The following is a 17,798-nucleotide window of genomic DNA, read 5'->3' as shown; positions in this document are numbered from 1 at the left end:
AAAACAAGAATTTATTAAGGGAAAATATGTACGAGTTTTCTGTTGAACAAGCTGCCAATAATATTCATGACCATCGGACAAAAGAATATTTCCGAGAGGTTATGAATAACTATTTCAATGGAAATCACAGATCTGCACTAGTGATGTTATGGACTGTAGTTATTTGTGATCTTGTTTATAAGTTACAGTACTTGAAAGATATTCATGGAGATGAAAAAGCCGAGTCAATTCTTGATGAAATGACAGAGTTTCAAGAGAAAAACCCTGCAAACCCGAAATGGGAGGAAAACCTTCTGAAAGAGGTTTTTTCTCGAACAAGCCTGTTAGAAGCTCACGAACTAGACTCATTACAAAGCTTGCATAGACATCGACACTTGTCTGCCCACCCTGTAATAAGTAAAGCCGATATCCTCTTTCGGCCAAATAGAGAGATGGTTCTTTCAGACATAAGAATCGCATTGGATTCGGTGTTAACCAAGCCACCGATTTTAACAAAACAGGTATTTAAAGAACTCGCGGAAGACCTCGAAAAAGTTAAGGACTTATTTGCAGATAATAACCAGCTAAAAAGATATTTGGAATCAAAATATTTTAGGAACTTGAATGAAGAAGTTTCTTCACAAATATTTAAATCACTATGGCGAGTTACTTTCAAAATAGAAGATGAAAGATGCGATGAAAATCGCATTATTAACTCGCGAGCCGTCCGTATATTATTTGACCGGAATAGAGAAACATTGACAGAATACATTAGGAATAATTCTCCATATTTCAGCGAGATATCTGATGGTTCACCTTTAAAACATGCTGTATTCTTTCTTGGTGATTATCCCCATTTGTTTGGATTATTAAGTGAAGCAACAAGAGAGGTCATTTCCGCTAAAGCAAAATCCGATATCGACTTGCTAGCGGTGTCTTACTTTCTCAGCAAAAACATTGCTGAGCATATTGATTTATTGGTTCAGTTAATCAAAGACGATTATCAATATTCGTTTGGAGGGAAAAACAAAATTCACATAAGCCACATTAAAGATTTAATCAGGCATGCCGAATCTGCAGGGATAAAAAACCATATCAACAAATTGCTCATAGTGATGTATATAAATGCAACCAATTTCGATGCAGCCGATCAAATGTTTTCGCAGTTTATCAAGCCTTATATAACAGTATTTGATGCTTCTGATATACAGTTGTTGATAGATGGAATTGGAGAAAATAACCAAACACACTGGCGAGGTCGAGGAGATGGAGATCATCGTTTAGTGGTGGAAAGAGCTTTAGAGGTGCTAGATGATTTCGATGTTTCGGAGTATCGACACTTACCCGAACCAGAAGAGTCCTAACAAATCACTACTGGCCAAACCTTCATCCTCCGCTTTTGCTAGTGCAGTTAAGCAAGGAAACTAATCAACTACACCACAGCCCAATAGGGGTAAATTCAGGGGTATATATCGATAAACCTACATAAAAACCCTATATAAAAGGAAACCATACCTTCACGGTATGGATGTTGAATTTTATGCTCCACAATATCTACAAAATAAGAAGGCGAAATTTTTGATAAGTTAGAAGAATTTTTGAATTGATTTTAGGAAGTCATGAAATAAGGTTTGTTAAAGGTATAAATTTAATATGATTTTTTTTATGTCTGAAATTCTTGTAGATAGGGGTTGTAAACTCTTTCTTAATGACTCTTTTATAGTTCCATCTGCTTTCTATTCGTTATGAGTTGTGTATTGGTATCAAATTGGTATTTTGAGAGTATCGGAAGTGGCGTAATGTCTTGAGTATGATAAAAATGAAATGACTGGAGCCAAAGGAGTTGATTTATTATGCGTTTGATTTATGCGTTTGATTTATGCGTTTGATTTATGCGTTTGATGAGGACGTATTTTTTGTCACTGCTTTTCTTGGCGCAAAAAAAACCTCTGTGAATAATTCAACAGAGGTTTTGGTAGAGTTTTGATTAGGCTAAAAGTTTAGGGAGTCTTGATAACGGATTCTTTAGCTTTATAGCTGTAACTCTCGTTTGATTTGTCAATGAGATGCTTAACACTTGCTTGCAGTTTTTCAAGTTGTGCTTCAATCAATGTTTGTTGAGTTCGCATCTGCTTCATTTGGGTGTCAATGGTATTCAGTCGTTGGCTGACTTCTCCCGATTTATCTTTTTTAGAAGAACCGCTTAACGATTTTTCAATGCGCTTGATGGCTTTATCTTGCTGACTGACCCACCAATGGATATTTTTGAGCTGTTTGGTTTGTTCCTTGTTCAGTTGCGTCTCTGCTGAGGTAACAACTGTTTTTGAGGGTTTAGAAACAGTCGCGACTGTTTGTTGCTGTTCAATACTAGCAAGTTTTTCAAGAATTTCTTTTTGGCGATTTGACAGTTGAGTCATTGTCTCGCGTAACGATTTATCCAGCGCTTGAACTTCGTGAGAAATCGCTTGTTTAATTGAATGGACATTTTCCTCGCTCAACTTAACTGACGTTGCTTGAACTGCTTTTTCATCAGCCTGTATTGCCGCCACCGATTCGTTAGAAGTTTCGACCTTCTTGGTTGATTCTGAGGCTAGATTGATTAACGGAGCATCGTCAATTTTGTCACCGGCCGGTAGCGTTGTATTATCGGCTGTGTTTTCTGCTTGCGGTGCTTGGTTTTCGTTAAACTTTTCATGAATTACTGCATTTTTCATTAAGGCTTGTTCAACTTGATATTGAACCATTTCCATCATGGCTGTGATTTGGTCGACCTTAATATTCATGTCTTTATTGAAGAGCGCTTGCTCATTTTGAAGAAGGTCAAGAATTTCACCTTTCATGGTTTGTTCTTTTTGTTGGATAGAGTAAAACAAAAAGCTCATGACCCCAATGGCAATCATGCATGTGATGAGAGTGATTGCCATCATGACAACAAATTGACCTTTGGTTTTGTTTAGAGTAGCGACAGCACTTCGAAAAGATTGGCGCCAGTTAAAATTGGCCTCTGACAGTTCGCGTTCTTGCGCTTTTAAGTCTTCTGCTAACTTCAAGTTGGCTTCAGCAACTTCTTGGCTTTTCGTTGCCGCTTCTTGAGCAGTTTTTGCCGTTTCTAATACAACTGACATACCGTCTTGGTCATCAAGCTTTTGAGTTTTCGATTCGGTTTTTTTAGGAGCTGTATTGGTCTCAATTTCAGGTTCAAATTCGGAAACGTCATCCAATAGGTCATCAAAATCGTCAGTCATTACTCTATCCTTTTCGTCATTTGAGAAATTTATTGGGTTTGAATGGAAGCTAAGCGTTCCGCTAGGCGCTGGTTCGTTTCATTCAAACTACGGTTCTTCTCGCGAATTTCAGAGAGGAATGCTTCCATCTCGGTTGATGTGGTATCAGCAAATTTCTCTAGCTCTTGAGACTCGAGTTGGTAGCCGGAGTCTTGAGCGGTTTCAAATGCATTTTCCGCAGCGGCAAAATTTGCCTCAATGGTTTCTTGTGTTTGCAGGGCTTGAGACTGTGCCTTTTGTGCAGTGGCTAAGGCCATTTGCGTCGCTTTGATGGTGGTCGCTTCAACTTGTTTGGCGTATTGTTGCATTTTTTCATTCATTTGAATCGCCTCCATCATCTGATCAAGTGCGCTTTGCAGTTGGGTATTTGCCTCTGCGGTATTCTCATAATTGTTACCGGCCGGTGCAGGCATTTCTTCAGTAGAAGGCATTTCATTATGCGCCGTTTCGCCTGAAGGGGACTCAATGGCATCAATGCTTTCTTCAACTGATAAAGCCTCATCAATAATGTCAGAATCTCCAGCTTCGGTTTCTGCTTCTGTCTGAATTTCAGCCGTTAAATCCGTTTCTTCTGGAATATCTTCAACGATGGTTTCGTTCTCTTCGGTGAATGGTTCTGATTCACTCGTTTCCATAGTTTCTTGCTCAGGGAAATCTATGTCTTCCTCTTCCTGAAAAGCAGCTTCTTCCACATCTGTTTGTTGTTCTGTGATTAAATCGTCCGGTAATTCCAGATTTAGGTCATCCATTTCAGCCGTAGGATTTTCGGTTGTTTCTTCCGAATTGTTGGATTGCATTTCGAAATTTTCAGGCGATTCCGTCGATTCTTCGCTTAGAAGATTGTCGTGAAGCTCTTCATCCAATTCGCTGTCAAATTCCTGTGATTCAATTGTGGTTGGCTCCGCTTGTTGCATGGCAGCCATTAAATCCTCTGCTTCATCAGGTGTTTCTGCCACGGATTCTTGAGCGAGTGCATCAATTTCAGCCAATTCATCTAGAGCATCTAAGTCGTCAGTGTTTGCATCTTCAGTTACTAAATCTAATGCATCGTCTGAAGCACTTTGTATGTCTTCAATTTCTTCAGATTCCGATTCATTTTCAACTGCTTCGATAGAGTTGAGTATGTCATCCATATCGATTCCGTCTTCAGAGGTTTGATCTGTGTCGGAGGCGGTATTGTCATCTGATTTTTCAACGCCGTCATCAAGCATCGCCAACATTTCTTGAGTGGCGAGTTCATCTTTTTCGAGGTCAATGTTTGACATGGGTTTCTCCTTGTCTGCAATATTAGAAGAATTCTTTTGTCATTTTTTCTAAGAATCCTATGAGTTGCAAACGCTTAAGCAGGCTTTATGCCATCTAGATAGTGGTTGTTTTTGCTTTAGTCATCTTTTACGGTTTTTTACGTGGTTAATAATCCATTCGTCATGAGGGAAGGTTTATCAATGTCTGAAAAGTGGTGTTTCAAGAAAAAATATCATCTTATCCGAGTGTACCGAATGGTTAGCGATTTGTTGGAACTGAAATCAATAAATTACTCAAAATGTTAGATGTTCGGTGAATTGTTGTTAAAAATGGCTGGGAGAATTAAAGCTCAACCAATTCAGTGATTCAGGGTGAGTGAGCCCAAGCATCTTGGCGTGGAGCATTAGTCTTGTGCTGGCATTAAGCGTGTCATTATCGGCGTAAAGGTTATCCCCTAAAATAGGATGTCCAAGCATTTTCATATGCAAGCGTAGTTGATGGGAGCGGCCGGTAATAGGGGTTAGTTCAACGACAAAGTGGTTTTGGGCTTGCTGTAAAAGCTGCCACTGAGTATGGGAAGGTTTGCCATAAAGAAAATCGACCATTTGTAAAGGGCGAAATTCCCAATCACAACGAATAGGCAGTTTGCATTCACCTTGAGGGATTTCTAACCGGCCGGTACATACTGCTTCATAGCGCTTTTGCGTTTGTCGTTCCTGAAACTGACGGCTTAAATGTCGATGAGCTTCTTTGTTTTTTGCAAAGACCATTAGACCTGAGGTGTCCATATCCAAACGATGTATGACATGAATTTCTTCATTAGCGCAGTTTTGTTGTAGCAAAGTTTGCATGGAGTGCTGCTTGTCTTCGCCACGACCTGGCACAGAGAGGAGCCCACTCGGTTTATTGACAACGATCATTGAGCGATCTTCAAATAAAATCCAGTTTTCATCAAACTTGAAAGTTTTTAGTTCTGGTGGAGGGGTTTGACGAATAATCCCAGCTGGGCTGTGGACTCTGGATGTTAGGATGGGTTTTTTTAAGATGGGCTGCATAATAATCAATTGTGTAGATTTGGTGTGGCTCATTATCACTGTCGAGAGTGATGCGGTAAACTATGCACTTATTTTAATCGATGGTGATTGGGAGTTTACAGAGATGGGTCAAAAAGTTTCAGTGTTGTTTGTCTGTTTAGGTAATATTTGTCGCTCGCCCACAGCGCACGCAGTGTTTCGTCAGTTGGTAAAAGCTGAAGGTTTGCAGGACAAAATTGAGATTGATTCTGCTGGAACCGGTGCATGGCATGTGGGTAATCCTCCAGATAAACGTGCGACTCAAGTAGCTGAAGGTAAAGGTATTCAAATGCGAGACTTACGTGCGCGACAGGTCGATTTTGGTGATTTTTACCAATATGATTACATTCTGGCAATGGATCACTCAAACTACAGCAACTTGTATGAAATGGCTTTGCCGGAACATCGAGAAAAGTTACATATGTTTTTGAGCTTTAGTGATGAGTTTCAAGAAACCGAAGTGCCAGACCCTTATTATGGAGGGCCTGAAGGATTTGATTATGTGTTTGATATGGTTGGTTCGGCTTCTCGAGGGTTATTAGAAGAGATTAAGCAAAAGCTTTAACAGTCTTGTGACACTTGATGAAAAAAACGCCTGCAACCGATTATGGTTGTGGGCGTTTTTTTGTTTTTGGTATGCGAAATGCGTTTATTCACATTTTGAGCATTTGCCTAATGATTTGATTCGATAATCTTTGTTGGCATATTCAAGTTCGTAACAGTAGCCCGATTTTGCATGGAAGCTTAATGTTTTGACAACAGGTTTAGCCGAGTCAACGTAATATTTCACTTCAATATGATTCTTACCGGCCGGTAGATTCAGTGAACGACTTAAAATTAATTCTTGGTTCACCTTAATGGTTGGCATTTGCCCACGCATAGGCGTGCCTTGAAGTTTACCAATGGAGGCGTGGTTTTTCTCTAGTTCATTAGAAGATGATTTTGGGGTGCATGAACAGCCGCTTAGAAAAATTGCTAAGCTTCCTATGAGTAAACCGCTCAAAGTTTTAAATAGATGTTTGTTAAGTGTTGTATTCATAATTATGAGAATTTTAAACAAAATTTGGGGTTTGTTGAAAATAAAAAGCCGAAGATAACTTCGGCTTTTTATTTATTTGATGATATTTTAAAGATTAATAATATTAATCTTTTTTGACGTCTTCAGTTTTTTTGCTGGAATCGTCATTCATACTGTCATTATTAGACGGTTGAAAGGGCTCTGAAGAATCCTGTTTTTCAGGAGTTGAGTCGCTTTTTTCAGTCGTTTCTAACAGTGTTGTTTGCGCGTCCTCTACTGAAGCGTTCTCAGTTGAAGCGCTTTTTTCGCTCATAGCAGGCTTTTCAGTTGTTTCTGATTGAACAACGTCTGAGGAGTGCTCCACTTTTTCCATTTCATCCGCCTCGTTACCGGCCGGTGACAATTCCATTTGAATTTGAACGTCGGAAGGTGTATTAGCGTTTTGGACTTCTGAAGAAATAGACGTTTCCTGTGAGTTATCTGAATCCGCTTTTGTGGGTGCAGCCTTTAGTTCATTTTCTTTTGCATTTGTTGATGCCATATTTTCAACGGTTTCTGTTGTCATTTCAGACTTCGTTTCTGATTGAACGCCATTCTCAGAATTCTCAGCGATAGAGTCTGAGTGGGTTGGTTCAGAACGCTCAGTCGAATCAGTCGTTTTCACCTTTTGTGTTTTTTCTACTGAATCATGTGATTCTGATGCATCAGGTTTCGTTTCCGCTTGAACCTCAGAAACTGGACCAATATGTGGTGCAGGTGAGTGAATCGAGCGGCTTTGCGCATCAGCAGGGGCACGACGACGGCTATTGAACCGAGTACTGTAACGGCCACGACGACGTTTGTTACGAGGACGGTTGTTGTCGCGTTCTTGTTTTGGCGCAGTCTCTTCTTTGGCTTGAGTTGCCTCAGGTTCTGGTGTTTCAGTTGAGTCTTCTCCTAAATCACTCTCTATCGACATTGAGGTTTCACCGCTCGGTGAGTTCTCGTTTTGGCGATTACGGTTACGGCCGCGACGACGACTGTTACGGTCATTGTTCGGCTTTTCATTAGAAGGGGATGCGGTCTCTTCTTGTGACGTCTCCTCATTGTTTTGACTGACTGAAACATCTTCAGCATTTTCTGGAGGACGACGACGATTATTGCGTCGACGGTTGTTACGACGACCATTGTTATTGGTGTTTTCGTTATTTGATTCTTCTTCACGCGGACGACGACGTTTGTTATTGCGTCGATTATTGCTACGCTGATTATTTGAACGTTTGTCGTTGGACTTAGGTTTGTCTTCTTCCTGTTCCTTTGCTGCGTCATCGGAACCAAATAAAGCTTTCCAGACCCGCGAGAACAAGCCAGGTTTTGGTGCTTGTTGTGGCGTTGGCGGAGGTGTTGGTTGCAGCGCTTTAACTGCTGGTTCTTCTTTGACTTGAACTTGAGTCGGCAAGGTTTCTTGTTCAGGCTCCGCAACTAGCATTTCTTTGACTTCATAGCTTGGTGACTGAGAAACTTCGTCGTTGTGACGTGTACGTTCAATAATATATTGTGGTGTTTGCAAAGATTCGTTAGGCACAATCATGAGGTGTAGGTTGTGACGATCTTCAATGCGAGTAATTTCCGCACGTTTTTCGTTCAATAAGAACGTGGCAACATCAACTGGCAACTGCACCGTTACGCGACGAGTGTTTTCCTTCATGCTCTCTTCTTCTAGAAGACGGAGTAGAGAGAGTCCTAGTGAGGCAACGCCACGAATAACTCCGACACCTTTACAGCGCGGGCAGACAATCTGAGTCGATTCTTCAATAGAAGGACGTAATCGTTGGCGTGACATTTCCAATAAACCGAATCGAGAAATTTTGCCGACTTGGATGCGAGCACGATCTGTTTTCACCGCTTCTCGAAGTTTGTTTTCTACGTCGCGCTGGTGGCGATTGGAGTGCATATCGATAAAATCGATAACCACTAAACCTCCAAGGTCACGCAAGCGAAGTTGACGTGCAATTTCAACCGCAGCTTCCATATTTGTATGGAAAGCGGTCTCTTCAATGTCTCCGCCTTTCGTTGAGCGGCTTGAGTTGATATCTATTGCTGTTAAAGCTTCTGTGCTATCAATTACAATGGCGCCACCTGATGGCAGAGTGACTTCGCGCAGGTAAGCGGATTCTATTTGAGATTCAATTTGGAAACGTGTAAATAGCGGTACAGTGTCTTGATAAGGTTTAACCTTATAGACTTGCTGTGGCATGACATGCTGAATAAAGTCTCTTGCTTTATGGAAGGTTGGCATGTCATCAATAATGATTTCACCGATATCCTGGCGAAGATAGTCGCGAATCGCAAGAATCACAATGTCGGATTCTTGATGAATTAGGAAAGGTGCCTGTTTCTCATTGGACGCTTTTTGAATCGCTTCCCAAAGTTGAACAAGGTAGTTCACACCCCATTGCAACTCTTCAGTATTTTTACCAACACCAGCGGTACGGATAATTAATCCCATGCCTTCTGGAATGTCTAGGCTGCTAAGAGTGTCGCGAATATCGCTGCGTTCGTCACCTTCAATACGGCGTGAAATGCCTCCCGCCTTTGGGTTGTTTGGCATCATGACCACATAAGGTCCTGCAAGGGTGATTTGCGTACTTAGTGCGGCACCTTTATTTCCACGTTCTTCTTTTTGAACTTGGACAATAATTTCTTGGCCTTCTTTGAGTACATCGCGGATTGAAAAACGACCGGATTCAGGTTTTTCATCAGGGTAGTATTCTTGTGCAATTTCTTTAAAAGGTAAAAAGCCATGTCTTTCTGAACCATAATCGACAAAGGCAGCTTCAAGACTCGGTTCAATACGAGTTACGCGCCCTTTGTAGATATTAGCTTTTTTCTTTTGGTGATGCGGGGTTTCGACATCTAAGTCGTACAGGGATTGGCCATCAACCAGAGCAATACGTACCTCTTCTGGCTGTGTGGCATTAATAAGCATTCTTTTCATGCTAGTCTCTTTTTTTCAAAAGAACATCAAGACTTTGAAAGGTCTGGTCGCACGAGCAATTGTTACGTCTTGGAGGACTTGGAGTCTGTAGCTCAAAAAAGTAATTTCAAACGCCTTTAAGTAACTTAAGGGCATTTGCAAGAGCTGCATGAGTGATTGAATTGGTGTTTTCGTACACATCGAAAAGTGGAAGCTTTGACCAATCTTTTTGGCGAAGAGAATGAAATTTCAGTCTCGCTTAGGCAGATTCAGCTTGATAGTTCGGAATCGCTTGATTGGCTTTCTATGTATGAGTCGTAGCACGACTTGTAATTTTGTTGCAAGCCGTGGGAATTCTTTCGACCACTTATCTCATTTTTTGAGCTTGGCTTTGTTTGAGCACAAGAGTAAATAGTTGTGCACACCAAATATTCAATTTTCCAAGTTGTCGCCATTTTTGTGCAATGGCGTTTGCGTAACATTCGTATCGAGCAAAGACTACTTTCTGATACTTATATTGGTCTTTGCTCTAGCTGCCAATCTCAAATGCGGATAAGGCATGAGTTTGGAAAGCGAAATGACTTTTTTCGGCTTCAAATTCCAAACGGGAATTTAAGCTGGATAATTAAGTCTTTGACGTTCAGGGTTACTAAAACTTGTTTTAAACGGTATGCGCAGAAAAACGTAGGATTCTGGGCATTTAAAACAAACCTTTTGTTGAATTCTGTTCGTCGATTCTGCTGAAAAATTCTCAGCAGTCAAAACGTTTTTGTTTGAAGAAGTTTCAAAACGAGGTGAAATATACCACAAAATTGAATCTGTCCGAATATTACCGTAATTATTTTTCTAATAAACTTTGTTCAGACCCGTATGTTTATATGAGGTTGAAGTTTATTTAAATTGTTAAATTTAATTTTTAAATTGTTGAAATTAAAGTTAATAATGGTTTTATGTTTGCTGTGATGTATTGTATTTAAAGCTTTATTTTTTCTATTGTTTAAAACTTTAGTCATGTGTACTGGGTGATAATATTAGGTTGTTACTATGTGATTTATTCCGGGTTTGTAAACAGGGTTATCCACAAAGTTATCCATAAGATTCACATTGGAGGCGTCTGTAAGGTAATCTGTGATTTCATTTGCATAGATTTTGTATTTGCTCAAAAATTAAATATTACCGGCCGGTATTTTTTTATGGTTAGGTTTTCTGTGGTAGCCTTGGCGCGAATTCAGCTCAAAATGAGCTTTTTTAAGTTTTTCTGGAAGGTTTCAGGTCTTGGTAAAAGTTCATGTTGGTTTTGATAAATAGGATTAAGTTTTAGAGTGATTTATGAGTAGACGTGCTCCTAAAAAAAATGTAAATCGCCGCTCGGAACAGAGCGGTCGTTCCGGCAAGAGCGGAAGAATGAGTGATGGCTCAAAAGTAAAGGCTCACCGGCCGGTAAAAAATAAAAATAATATTAACCTGTCAAAGCAGGCACAGTTTACTGAATCTAAAAGTGATTCTGTTGTATTAGATGCCGCTTTCCAAAAAGTACAGTTTTTTGAGGTGACGGAGGAAGATCAAGGTCAACGATTAGATAACTTTTTAATGCGATTTTTGCGACGTGCTCCAAAAACATTCGTGTATCGAATTGTTCGAAAAGGAGAGGTGCGGGTGAATAAAAAGCGCGCCAAAGCGAATCAGCGTTTGGAAGTTGGAGATATGGTTAGAGTGCCGCCAGTAAGATTGGCAGAAAGTACAACGGTAGATGAAACTGGAATTCCGCAAGAAGAGTTGAATCTGATTGAACGCTGTATTTTGTTTGAAGATAAAGATTTAATGGTGATTAATAAACCAAGTGGTGTTGCTGTACATGGCGGAAGTGGTGTTCGCTACGGCTTGATTGAAGTATTGCGGGCTTTGCGTCCTTTGGCAAAACGTTTGGAATTAGTTCACCGTATTGATCGTGATACATCTGGTTGTTTATTGGTCGCTAAAAAAGCATCTGTTTTAAAAGCGCTTCATCAACAGATGCGTGAGGATAAGTTTGAAAAGCGTTATTTGGCGATAACAAGTCATCCATGGCCTGAAGGTGTCAAACGTGTTGATGTGCCATTGCAAAAGATTCATCTTCAAGATGGCGGCTGGCATGTCAAAGTGTCGAATGAGGGAAAAGAGGCTCTGAGTTTTTTTCGTGTTAAACAGTCATTAAAAGACATGAGTTTGGTAGAGGTGAAGTTGAAAACAGGGCGTACCCATCAAATTCGTGTTCATGCTCTGTCGCAAGGTTGTGCTTTGCTTGGGGATGATAAGTATGGTGATCGGGAGTTGAACAAGCGCTATCGAAAGTTAGGAATGAAACGTTTGGCGCTTCATGCTCAATTTTTAGGTTTTGTGCATCCGGCCACGGAAGAGAGGCTTTTATTCGAAGCGCCTTTATGGTCGGATTTTGAAAGAATTATTCAAGAATTGTCGATACAATAGCTGGATAGATTTAATGAATGGAGTGATAAAGTGAAGAGTTATCGATTGGCGATTTTTGATTGGGACGGCACAATCATGAACTCTGAAGCACGAATTGTTGATGCCATAAAAATGGCAGCGAGAGAGTGCGGTTTAAACATTCTTCCAGACGAGGTCAATAAGCAAATTATTGGTCTAAGTTTGGATAAAGCGATTCTCGGTTTATATCCAGACTTGTCTCAAGAGATGGTGGTCAAAATGGCAGAGGCATATACCCGATCATTTTTAGAAGATAGTGATGTCCATATGGTGCCTTTTGACGGTGCGGAGGCATTGTTATACGGTTTGCGCCAATCAGGGTTTAAGTTAGCGATAGCAACAGGGAAAAGCCGAAAAGGTTTAAATCAAGTATTGAAAGAATGTGGGTTTGGTGTTTATTTTGATATGACAAGAACACCCGTTGAGTCGGCTTCAAAGCCTGACCCGTTGATGTTGCATCAAATTTTGGAACAGCTTGATGTTCCAGTTGAGGAAGCGGTAATGATTGGCGATACTACTTTTGATATGGAAATGGCTCAAAATTGCGGTATGGATCGTATTGCCATCAGTCACGGAGTGCACCATATGCATCAATTGGAAGCGTTTGATCCTGTTGCAAAAGTCGACTCACTCGGTGAATTGATGCAATTTTTAATGACTCATGCTCCGAGAGTCTAATTCTTGATTTTGCATCTTATACGGCTCCTTCCTTAGATTTTTTCAAAATGCTGATGGTTTTTGAGGAAGGTACAAGCCTAGCTTGTGAAAGATTGAAGTGAGTTCAATTAAAGGTAAACCAATCAGTGCATTTGGATCGCAACTTTCTACTTTCTCAAATAATGTGATCCCTAATCCCTCAGATTTAAAGCTCCCAGCACAGTTAAGCGGCTGTTCAATTTCAATGTAGTTCTCAATCATTTCATTTGAAAGTTCTCGAAATCTGACTTTGGTAATATCCATTGCTTGATGGTACCGACCAATTGTATCTATAACGCCTAATCCTGTATAGAACACAACTGTTTTGCCTGAAAAGCTTTGTAATTGTTTAACAGCGTTTTCAAATGTGTGCGGTTTACCGAGAGGTTGGTTGTCAAGGCAAGCAGTTTGATCTGAGCTGATAATAATGTGATTGGGATAAGATGCTTTGAGTGCTTCTGCCTTAAGTCGCGTTAAACGCTCAACCATGGCTTGTGGCTTTTCATTTTGGAGAGGGGTTTCATCAATATCAGGGCTGTCTTGTTCGAAATCTATGTGTAGTTTCTTTAACAGTGTTGCGCGAAATGGTGAGCTACTTCCGAGTAAAACTTTAGGGAATGGTTGGTTTGAAGAACTCTGTGAATCATTTGTGGATAAGTTGTGAGTGTTTGTCATGGTTTTGTCGAGGTTTTAAGCGTTTGTAAGAAAGTTTTTTTCTCGCGGTGGCTTAATCGTGAGTTTGAAGCCGTGCAAGCTGGTTTAGTGAAGCGTGTTACAGTTTTATTTTTGTTTTTATTACGGAATTTTATTAAAAATCATGTGGTTAAGTTGTTTACTGGCCGGTATAAAAGTAAAAATATAGTTTGTCACCCTTGTTAAGGTTTTGCGTTTTTTTTAGAAAAATCCAATAAAATCTCATCAGAATTTCGTGCTTAGCGAAAGTTGTCATCAATCTTTAAAATAAGCGTCTGAAAATTTTGACTTGTTTGGCACTTGCCGGTATGATTCGCGCCTATGTTTGACAAGCTACCTGATTTTATTGATCCAATCGCTGCGGTCAATCATGATAAACGTTTCTCTGGAAGGGTCAACCAGTCTAAACTTCATCGTCTTAAAGAGGTGGTTGTTAAGGCTTCGGGTGACGTTTTAGTAGATATTACGTTTTATTATGACAAGGCGGTGAAATTTCCCGCGTTTGAGATGGCAGTCGAGGCACAGCTTCAGCTTGAATGTCAGCGTTCATTGCAAACTTTTTCATGTCCGGTTAAAACTTCTACGAAAGGTGTTTTTACTGAGTCAATGTCTCTTGTTGAGGAATTGCCTAAAGATTATGAAGTGTTTGAATTAGATCCTGATGATGAGCGTATTTCATTGTTTGAACTGGTCGAGGAAGAGTTGCTTTTAGCAATTCCAATGATTCCGGTAGATGAAAGTGCTGAGTTGGCTTTTGGTATGGATGAAGGTGAGGCTCTTGAGGAGCCACAGCTTCAAGAAGATTTAAACGAAGCGGAATCAAAGCCTAATCCCTTTGCCGCTTTGCAAGCACTCAAAAAATAGTATTTTGATTTTAGGAGACTGACATGGCAGTACAACAAAACCGTAAAACACCTTCAAAGCGTGGCATGCGTCGTTCTCATGATGCACTAACTGCGACTTCATTAACAACTGATGCGACAACTGGTGAAGTTCACCGTCGTCACCACGTAACCGCTGATGGTTACTACAAAGGTAAAAAAGTCGTTCAAGACAAGGCGTAATTTACCTTGGCTATTCGTATCGCAATTGATGCGATGGGCGGTGATCACGGTCTAGTGGTCACTGTTCCAGCCGCTCTCGAAGCACTTCAAAAATTCTCTGATATTCATATCCTGTTGGTGGGTCAAAAAGATGCCATCGAAAATGAATTGCTAAATCATTCTTATAATGCAGAAAGAGTGACAGTTGTTCATGCTGAACAAGTTGTGGATATGGATGAGCTTCCCTCTAAAGCTCTTCGCAATAAACGTCAATCTTCCATGCGCATCGCTTTGAATTTAGTCAAAGAGGATGAGGCTCAAGCCTGCGTGAGTGCTGGAAATACTGGTGCCCTAATGGCTGTTGCCAAATTTGTGCTTAAAACACTTCCTGGAATTGATCGTCCTGCAATCTGTACGTCTATGCCTACCATGAAAGGTCATGTTCACGTTTTGGATTTGGGTGCGAATGTTGGTTGTAGCGGAGAAAACCTTGCACAGTTTGCCATTATGGGATCTGTTTTGGCGAAAGCTGTTGATGATAATCACAGTCCGAGAGTTGGCTTGTTAAATATTGGTGAAGAGGAAATTAAAGGGCACCAGCGCATTAAAGATGCTCATCAGCTGTTGGTTGACTCGTCAATTAACTATTGTGGTTATGTTGAAGGCGATGATATCTATAAAGGTGATACAGATGTCGTGAGCTGTGATGGTTTTGATGGCAATATTGCATTAAAGGCCAGCGAGGGTGTTGCAAAGATGATTTCTTTCTATTTGAAAGAAGCCTTTAATCGAAATATCTTAACGAAAATAGCGGGTTTAATCTGTTTACCAGTCTTAAAATCGTTCAAAAATAAAGTGGATCCGAGGCGCTATAATGGAGCGTCATTATTGGGATTGCGTAAAATTGTGATTAAAAGTCATGGCGGTGCGGATCAATTCTCTTTTTTGCATGCGATAGCAGAAGCTAGGCTTGAAGTTCAGAAAAACGTTCCTGAGCGTATCACTGCTGAGGTTTCAAAAATTATGGATCAACAATCAAAGGTTATTGAAAATACTGACAGAGGTTAGCGTTGAATTAACTTGTTGATTTTTGTAGAAAAAACACCCGGAAGTGTAATGCTTGGGTGTTTTTGAGTATTTAGGGTATGAAAAAACGCGAGTTTTACCATGTCAGCCTGATTCAGTGAAAAAATACGGGTTTAACCAAAAAAGATAAAACTATGACACAAACCGTTTATAGCCGTGTAATCGGCACAGGTGGTTATCTGCCTGAGAAAATTTTGACAAATATTGATCTGGAAAAAATAGTAGATACCAGTGATGAATGGATTCGTGAGCGCACTGGAATTGAACGGAGACATATTGCGCAGGATGGACAAACGACTTGTGATTTAGGTGTTGAGGCTTCGAAAAAAGCACTTGAAATGGCACAAATTGATGCAAAATCCATTGACTTGATTATTGTTGCAACGACTACGCCTGATAAGATTTTTCCAAGTACAGCCTGTTTGTTGCAGCAGCGTCTCGGAATCAAAGGATGCCCTGCGTTCGATGTTCAGGCTGTTTGTTCAGGGTTTGTCTATGCATTGAGTGTGGCAGATCAGTTTATTAAAACGGGCATGTCAAAGCGTGCATTAGTGGTTGGGGCAGAAACGTTATCTCGCATTACCAATTGGGAAGATCGCAATACATGTGTTTTATTTGGTGATGGTGCAGGAGCGGTCATTCTAGAAGCATCTAATAAGGCGGGTATTTTGTCGACGCATATTCATGCAGATGGTGAATATGAAGAACTTTTACATGTACCGTCAGGGCCTTCAAAGTTGCCGAAGACTGATGAAATTGCTGAACGTACGATGTCGATGAAAGGCAATGAAGTATTTAAGGTAGCGGTTAACACTCTATCAAAAATTGCCTCTGAAACGCTTGAAGCTAACCAAATACAAAAAGAAGATCTTGACTGGTTAGTTCCGCACCAAGCAAATTTAAGAATCATTAATGCAACAGCACGAAAATTAAAGCTGACGCCTGATCAAACAGTTGTCACAGTTAATAAACATGCAAACACTTCCAGTGCCTCTATTCCGCTTGCATTTGACGAGGCTGTTCGTGACGGCCGTATTCAGAGAGGCCAATTGGTCTTAATGGAGGCTTTTGGTGGCGGATTTACTTGGGGGTCTGCATTAATGAAGTTTTGAGCGATTGAAAAAAATATTTCAACGTTCTAAAAATCATCATAAAAATATAAAAACAGAGTACTAAAGCTTACTTAAAGTAAGTCACTCATTAAATACAAGCTCAGGTTGTTAATCATCGATTTAACAACTCATGAGCAAATAATCAGTAGGAAATTTTTCATGTCTTATGCATTTGTTTTCCCGGGACAAGGTTCTCAGTCGGTCGGCATGCTTGCAGATCTTGCAGAACAAAGTTCAGCGGTAAATGAAGTCTTTTCAGAGGCTTCTGAAGTTTTAGGTTATGACCTTTGGAATTTGGTGCAAAACGATACCGAAGGCAAAATCAATCAGACTGATATTACGCAGCCGGCAATGCTGGCTGCTGGTATTGCTGTCTATAGAGCGCTGGAATCTCAAAAAGACCTAGCACCAGAGTTTATGGCGGGTCATTCATTGGGCGAGTACACGGCTTTAGTTGCAGCTGGTGCAATGACATTAGCTCAAGGAATAGAGTTGGTCTCGGAGCGTGGTCGTTTAATGCAATCGTCGGTACCAGCTGGCGAAGGTGCAATGGCAGCCGTTTTGGGGTTGGATGACGAAAAAGTGATTGAGGTTTGTGAGTCTGTTGACGGTATTGTGGAAGCTGTCAACTTTAATTCCCCCGGTCAAGTGGTTATTGCTGGAGCTAAGTCAGCAGTGGATTTAGCTGTTGAGGCTGCATCGGATGCAGGAGCATCAAAGGTCGTACCGTTACCGGTGAGCGTGCCTTCTCACTGTTCCTTGATGCAAGGGGCAGCAGAGCAATTAGCTGAAAAGCTGGCTAATATGGATTTGGTTATGCCAAGAGTGCCTGTTTTACACAATGTCCATTATGCTCCAGCCCAAGATTCAGAAGAGATAAAAGCCTTGTTGGTCCAGCAACTTTACCAACCGGTTCAGTGGGTGAAAACTATTGGTGCCATGCAGCAAGCGGGTGTTGAGTCTTTGTATGAGCTTGGACCTGGAAAAGTTTTAATGGGCTTGAATCGCCGAATAGACCGTAAAATGAAAGTTCAGCCAGTATTTGATGGGGCAACGCTAGAAAAAGCGATGGTGACTCTTTAGAATAAATTCATATTTTTGTAAAGCATTAGATGCTGCGCAATTTCAG

At 40.6% G+C, this 17,798-nt stretch carries 15 protein-coding genes; 9 read left to right on the top strand and 6 right to left on the bottom strand.

Going from position 1 to position 17,798, the window contains the following annotated elements; all coding sequences use genetic code 11:
• Positions 1-26: 26 nt before the first annotated feature.
• Complete coding sequence (locus tag D9T12_RS07820; RefSeq protein ID WP_130537647.1) at positions 27-1,343, top strand: hypothetical protein; 1,317 nt, start codon at positions 27-29, stop codon at positions 1,341-1,343.
• A gap of 636 nt (positions 1,344-1,979) precedes the next feature.
• Here the strand turns inward: D9T12_RS07820 and D9T12_RS07815 are convergent.
• From D9T12_RS07815 to D9T12_RS07805, 3 genes are all read right to left on the bottom strand, one after another.
• Complete coding sequence (locus D9T12_RS07815; RefSeq protein ID WP_130537646.1) at positions 1,980-3,224, bottom strand: hypothetical protein; 1,245 nt, start codon at positions 3,222-3,224, stop codon at positions 1,980-1,982.
• Positions 3,225-3,253: 29 nt separating this feature from the next.
• Positions 3,254-4,528, bottom strand: coding sequence for a hypothetical protein (locus D9T12_RS07810; protein ID WP_130537645.1), 1,275 nt, complete (start codon positions 4,526-4,528; stop codon positions 3,254-3,256).
• 303 nt (positions 4,529-4,831) lie between these two features.
• Entirely contained in the window at positions 4,832-5,596 is a 765-nt protein-coding gene (locus D9T12_RS07805) for an RluA family pseudouridine synthase (protein WP_240693152.1), read from the bottom strand.
• On the opposite strand from D9T12_RS07805, the gene D9T12_RS07800 reads away from it, so the two are divergent.
• The gene (locus D9T12_RS07800; RefSeq protein ID WP_321276251.1) at positions 5,586-6,146 is read left to right on the top strand and encodes a low molecular weight protein-tyrosine-phosphatase; all 561 of its coding nucleotides are present in this window, start codon (positions 5,586-5,588) and stop codon (positions 6,144-6,146) included. The genes D9T12_RS07805 and D9T12_RS07800 overlap by 11 nt on opposite strands.
• 84 nt (positions 6,147-6,230) lie before the next feature.
• Here D9T12_RS07800 and D9T12_RS07795 read toward each other — a convergent pair whose 3' ends face one another.
• Together D9T12_RS07795 and D9T12_RS07790 are read right to left on the bottom strand one after the other, a co-directional pair.
• Entirely contained in the window at positions 6,231-6,620 is a 390-nt protein-coding gene (locus tag D9T12_RS07795) for a hypothetical protein (RefSeq protein ID WP_130537643.1), read from the bottom strand.
• Positions 6,621-6,723: 103 nt separating this feature from the next.
• Positions 6,724-9,576, bottom strand: a complete 2,853-nt coding sequence (locus D9T12_RS07790) for an Rne/Rng family ribonuclease (protein ID WP_130537642.1) — start codon at positions 9,574-9,576, stop codon at positions 6,724-6,726.
• 1,308 nt (positions 9,577-10,884) lie between these two features.
• Between D9T12_RS07790 and D9T12_RS07785 the strand changes: the two genes are divergently transcribed.
• Together D9T12_RS07785 and D9T12_RS07780 are read left to right on the top strand one after the other, a co-directional pair.
• Complete coding sequence (locus D9T12_RS07785; RefSeq protein WP_240693151.1) at positions 10,885-12,021, top strand: RluA family pseudouridine synthase; 1,137 nt, start codon at positions 10,885-10,887, stop codon at positions 12,019-12,021.
• Between the two features lie 30 nt (positions 12,022-12,051).
• A complete protein-coding gene (locus D9T12_RS07780) occupies positions 12,052-12,717 on the top strand; it encodes an HAD family hydrolase (protein WP_130537641.1) in 666 nt (221 codons plus the stop codon).
• Between the two features lie 42 nt (positions 12,718-12,759).
• Here the strand turns inward: D9T12_RS07780 and D9T12_RS07775 are convergent, their stop codons facing one another.
• Complete coding sequence (locus D9T12_RS07775) at positions 12,760-13,410, bottom strand: Maf family protein (protein WP_130537640.1); 651 nt, start codon at positions 13,408-13,410, stop codon at positions 12,760-12,762.
• 339 nt (positions 13,411-13,749) lie between these two features.
• Between D9T12_RS07775 and D9T12_RS07770 the strand changes: the two genes are divergently transcribed.
• The 5 genes from D9T12_RS07770 to fabD all read left to right on the top strand — a co-directional run bounded on the left by D9T12_RS07770 (position 13,750) and on the right by fabD (position 17,752).
• Positions 13,750-14,292, top strand: a complete 543-nt coding sequence (locus tag D9T12_RS07770) for a YceD family protein (RefSeq protein ID WP_130537639.1) — start codon at positions 13,750-13,752, stop codon at positions 14,290-14,292.
• A 23-nt stretch (positions 14,293-14,315) separates the two neighbouring features.
• The gene (rpmF, locus tag D9T12_RS07765) at positions 14,316-14,492 is read left to right on the top strand and encodes a 50S ribosomal protein L32 (protein ID WP_130537638.1); all 177 of its coding nucleotides are present in this window, start codon (positions 14,316-14,318) and stop codon (positions 14,490-14,492) included.
• A 6-nt stretch (positions 14,493-14,498) separates the two neighbouring features.
• The gene (gene plsX / locus D9T12_RS07760; RefSeq protein WP_130537637.1) at positions 14,499-15,539 is read left to right on the top strand and encodes a phosphate acyltransferase PlsX; all 1,041 of its coding nucleotides are present in this window, start codon (positions 14,499-14,501) and stop codon (positions 15,537-15,539) included.
• 152 nt (positions 15,540-15,691) lie between these two features.
• Positions 15,692-16,669, top strand: coding sequence for a beta-ketoacyl-ACP synthase III (locus D9T12_RS07755; protein ID WP_130537636.1), 978 nt, complete (start codon positions 15,692-15,694; stop codon positions 16,667-16,669).
• A gap of 159 nt (positions 16,670-16,828) precedes the next feature.
• Positions 16,829-17,752 carry an ACP S-malonyltransferase gene (gene fabD, locus D9T12_RS07750; RefSeq protein ID WP_130537635.1) on the top strand — a complete coding sequence of 308 codons (924 nt, stop codon included), beginning with the start codon at positions 16,829-16,831 and terminating at the stop codon, positions 17,750-17,752.
• Positions 17,753-17,798 lie beyond the last annotated feature (46 nt).

Origin of the sequence: Thiomicrorhabdus indica, assembly GCF_004293625.1 — a bacterium.
GTDB lineage: Bacteria > Pseudomonadota > Gammaproteobacteria > Thiomicrospirales > Thiomicrospiraceae > Thiomicrorhabdus > Thiomicrorhabdus indica.
Note: the sequence above shows the minus strand (reverse complement) of the source record. Positions and strands in the feature narration are given on the sequence as shown.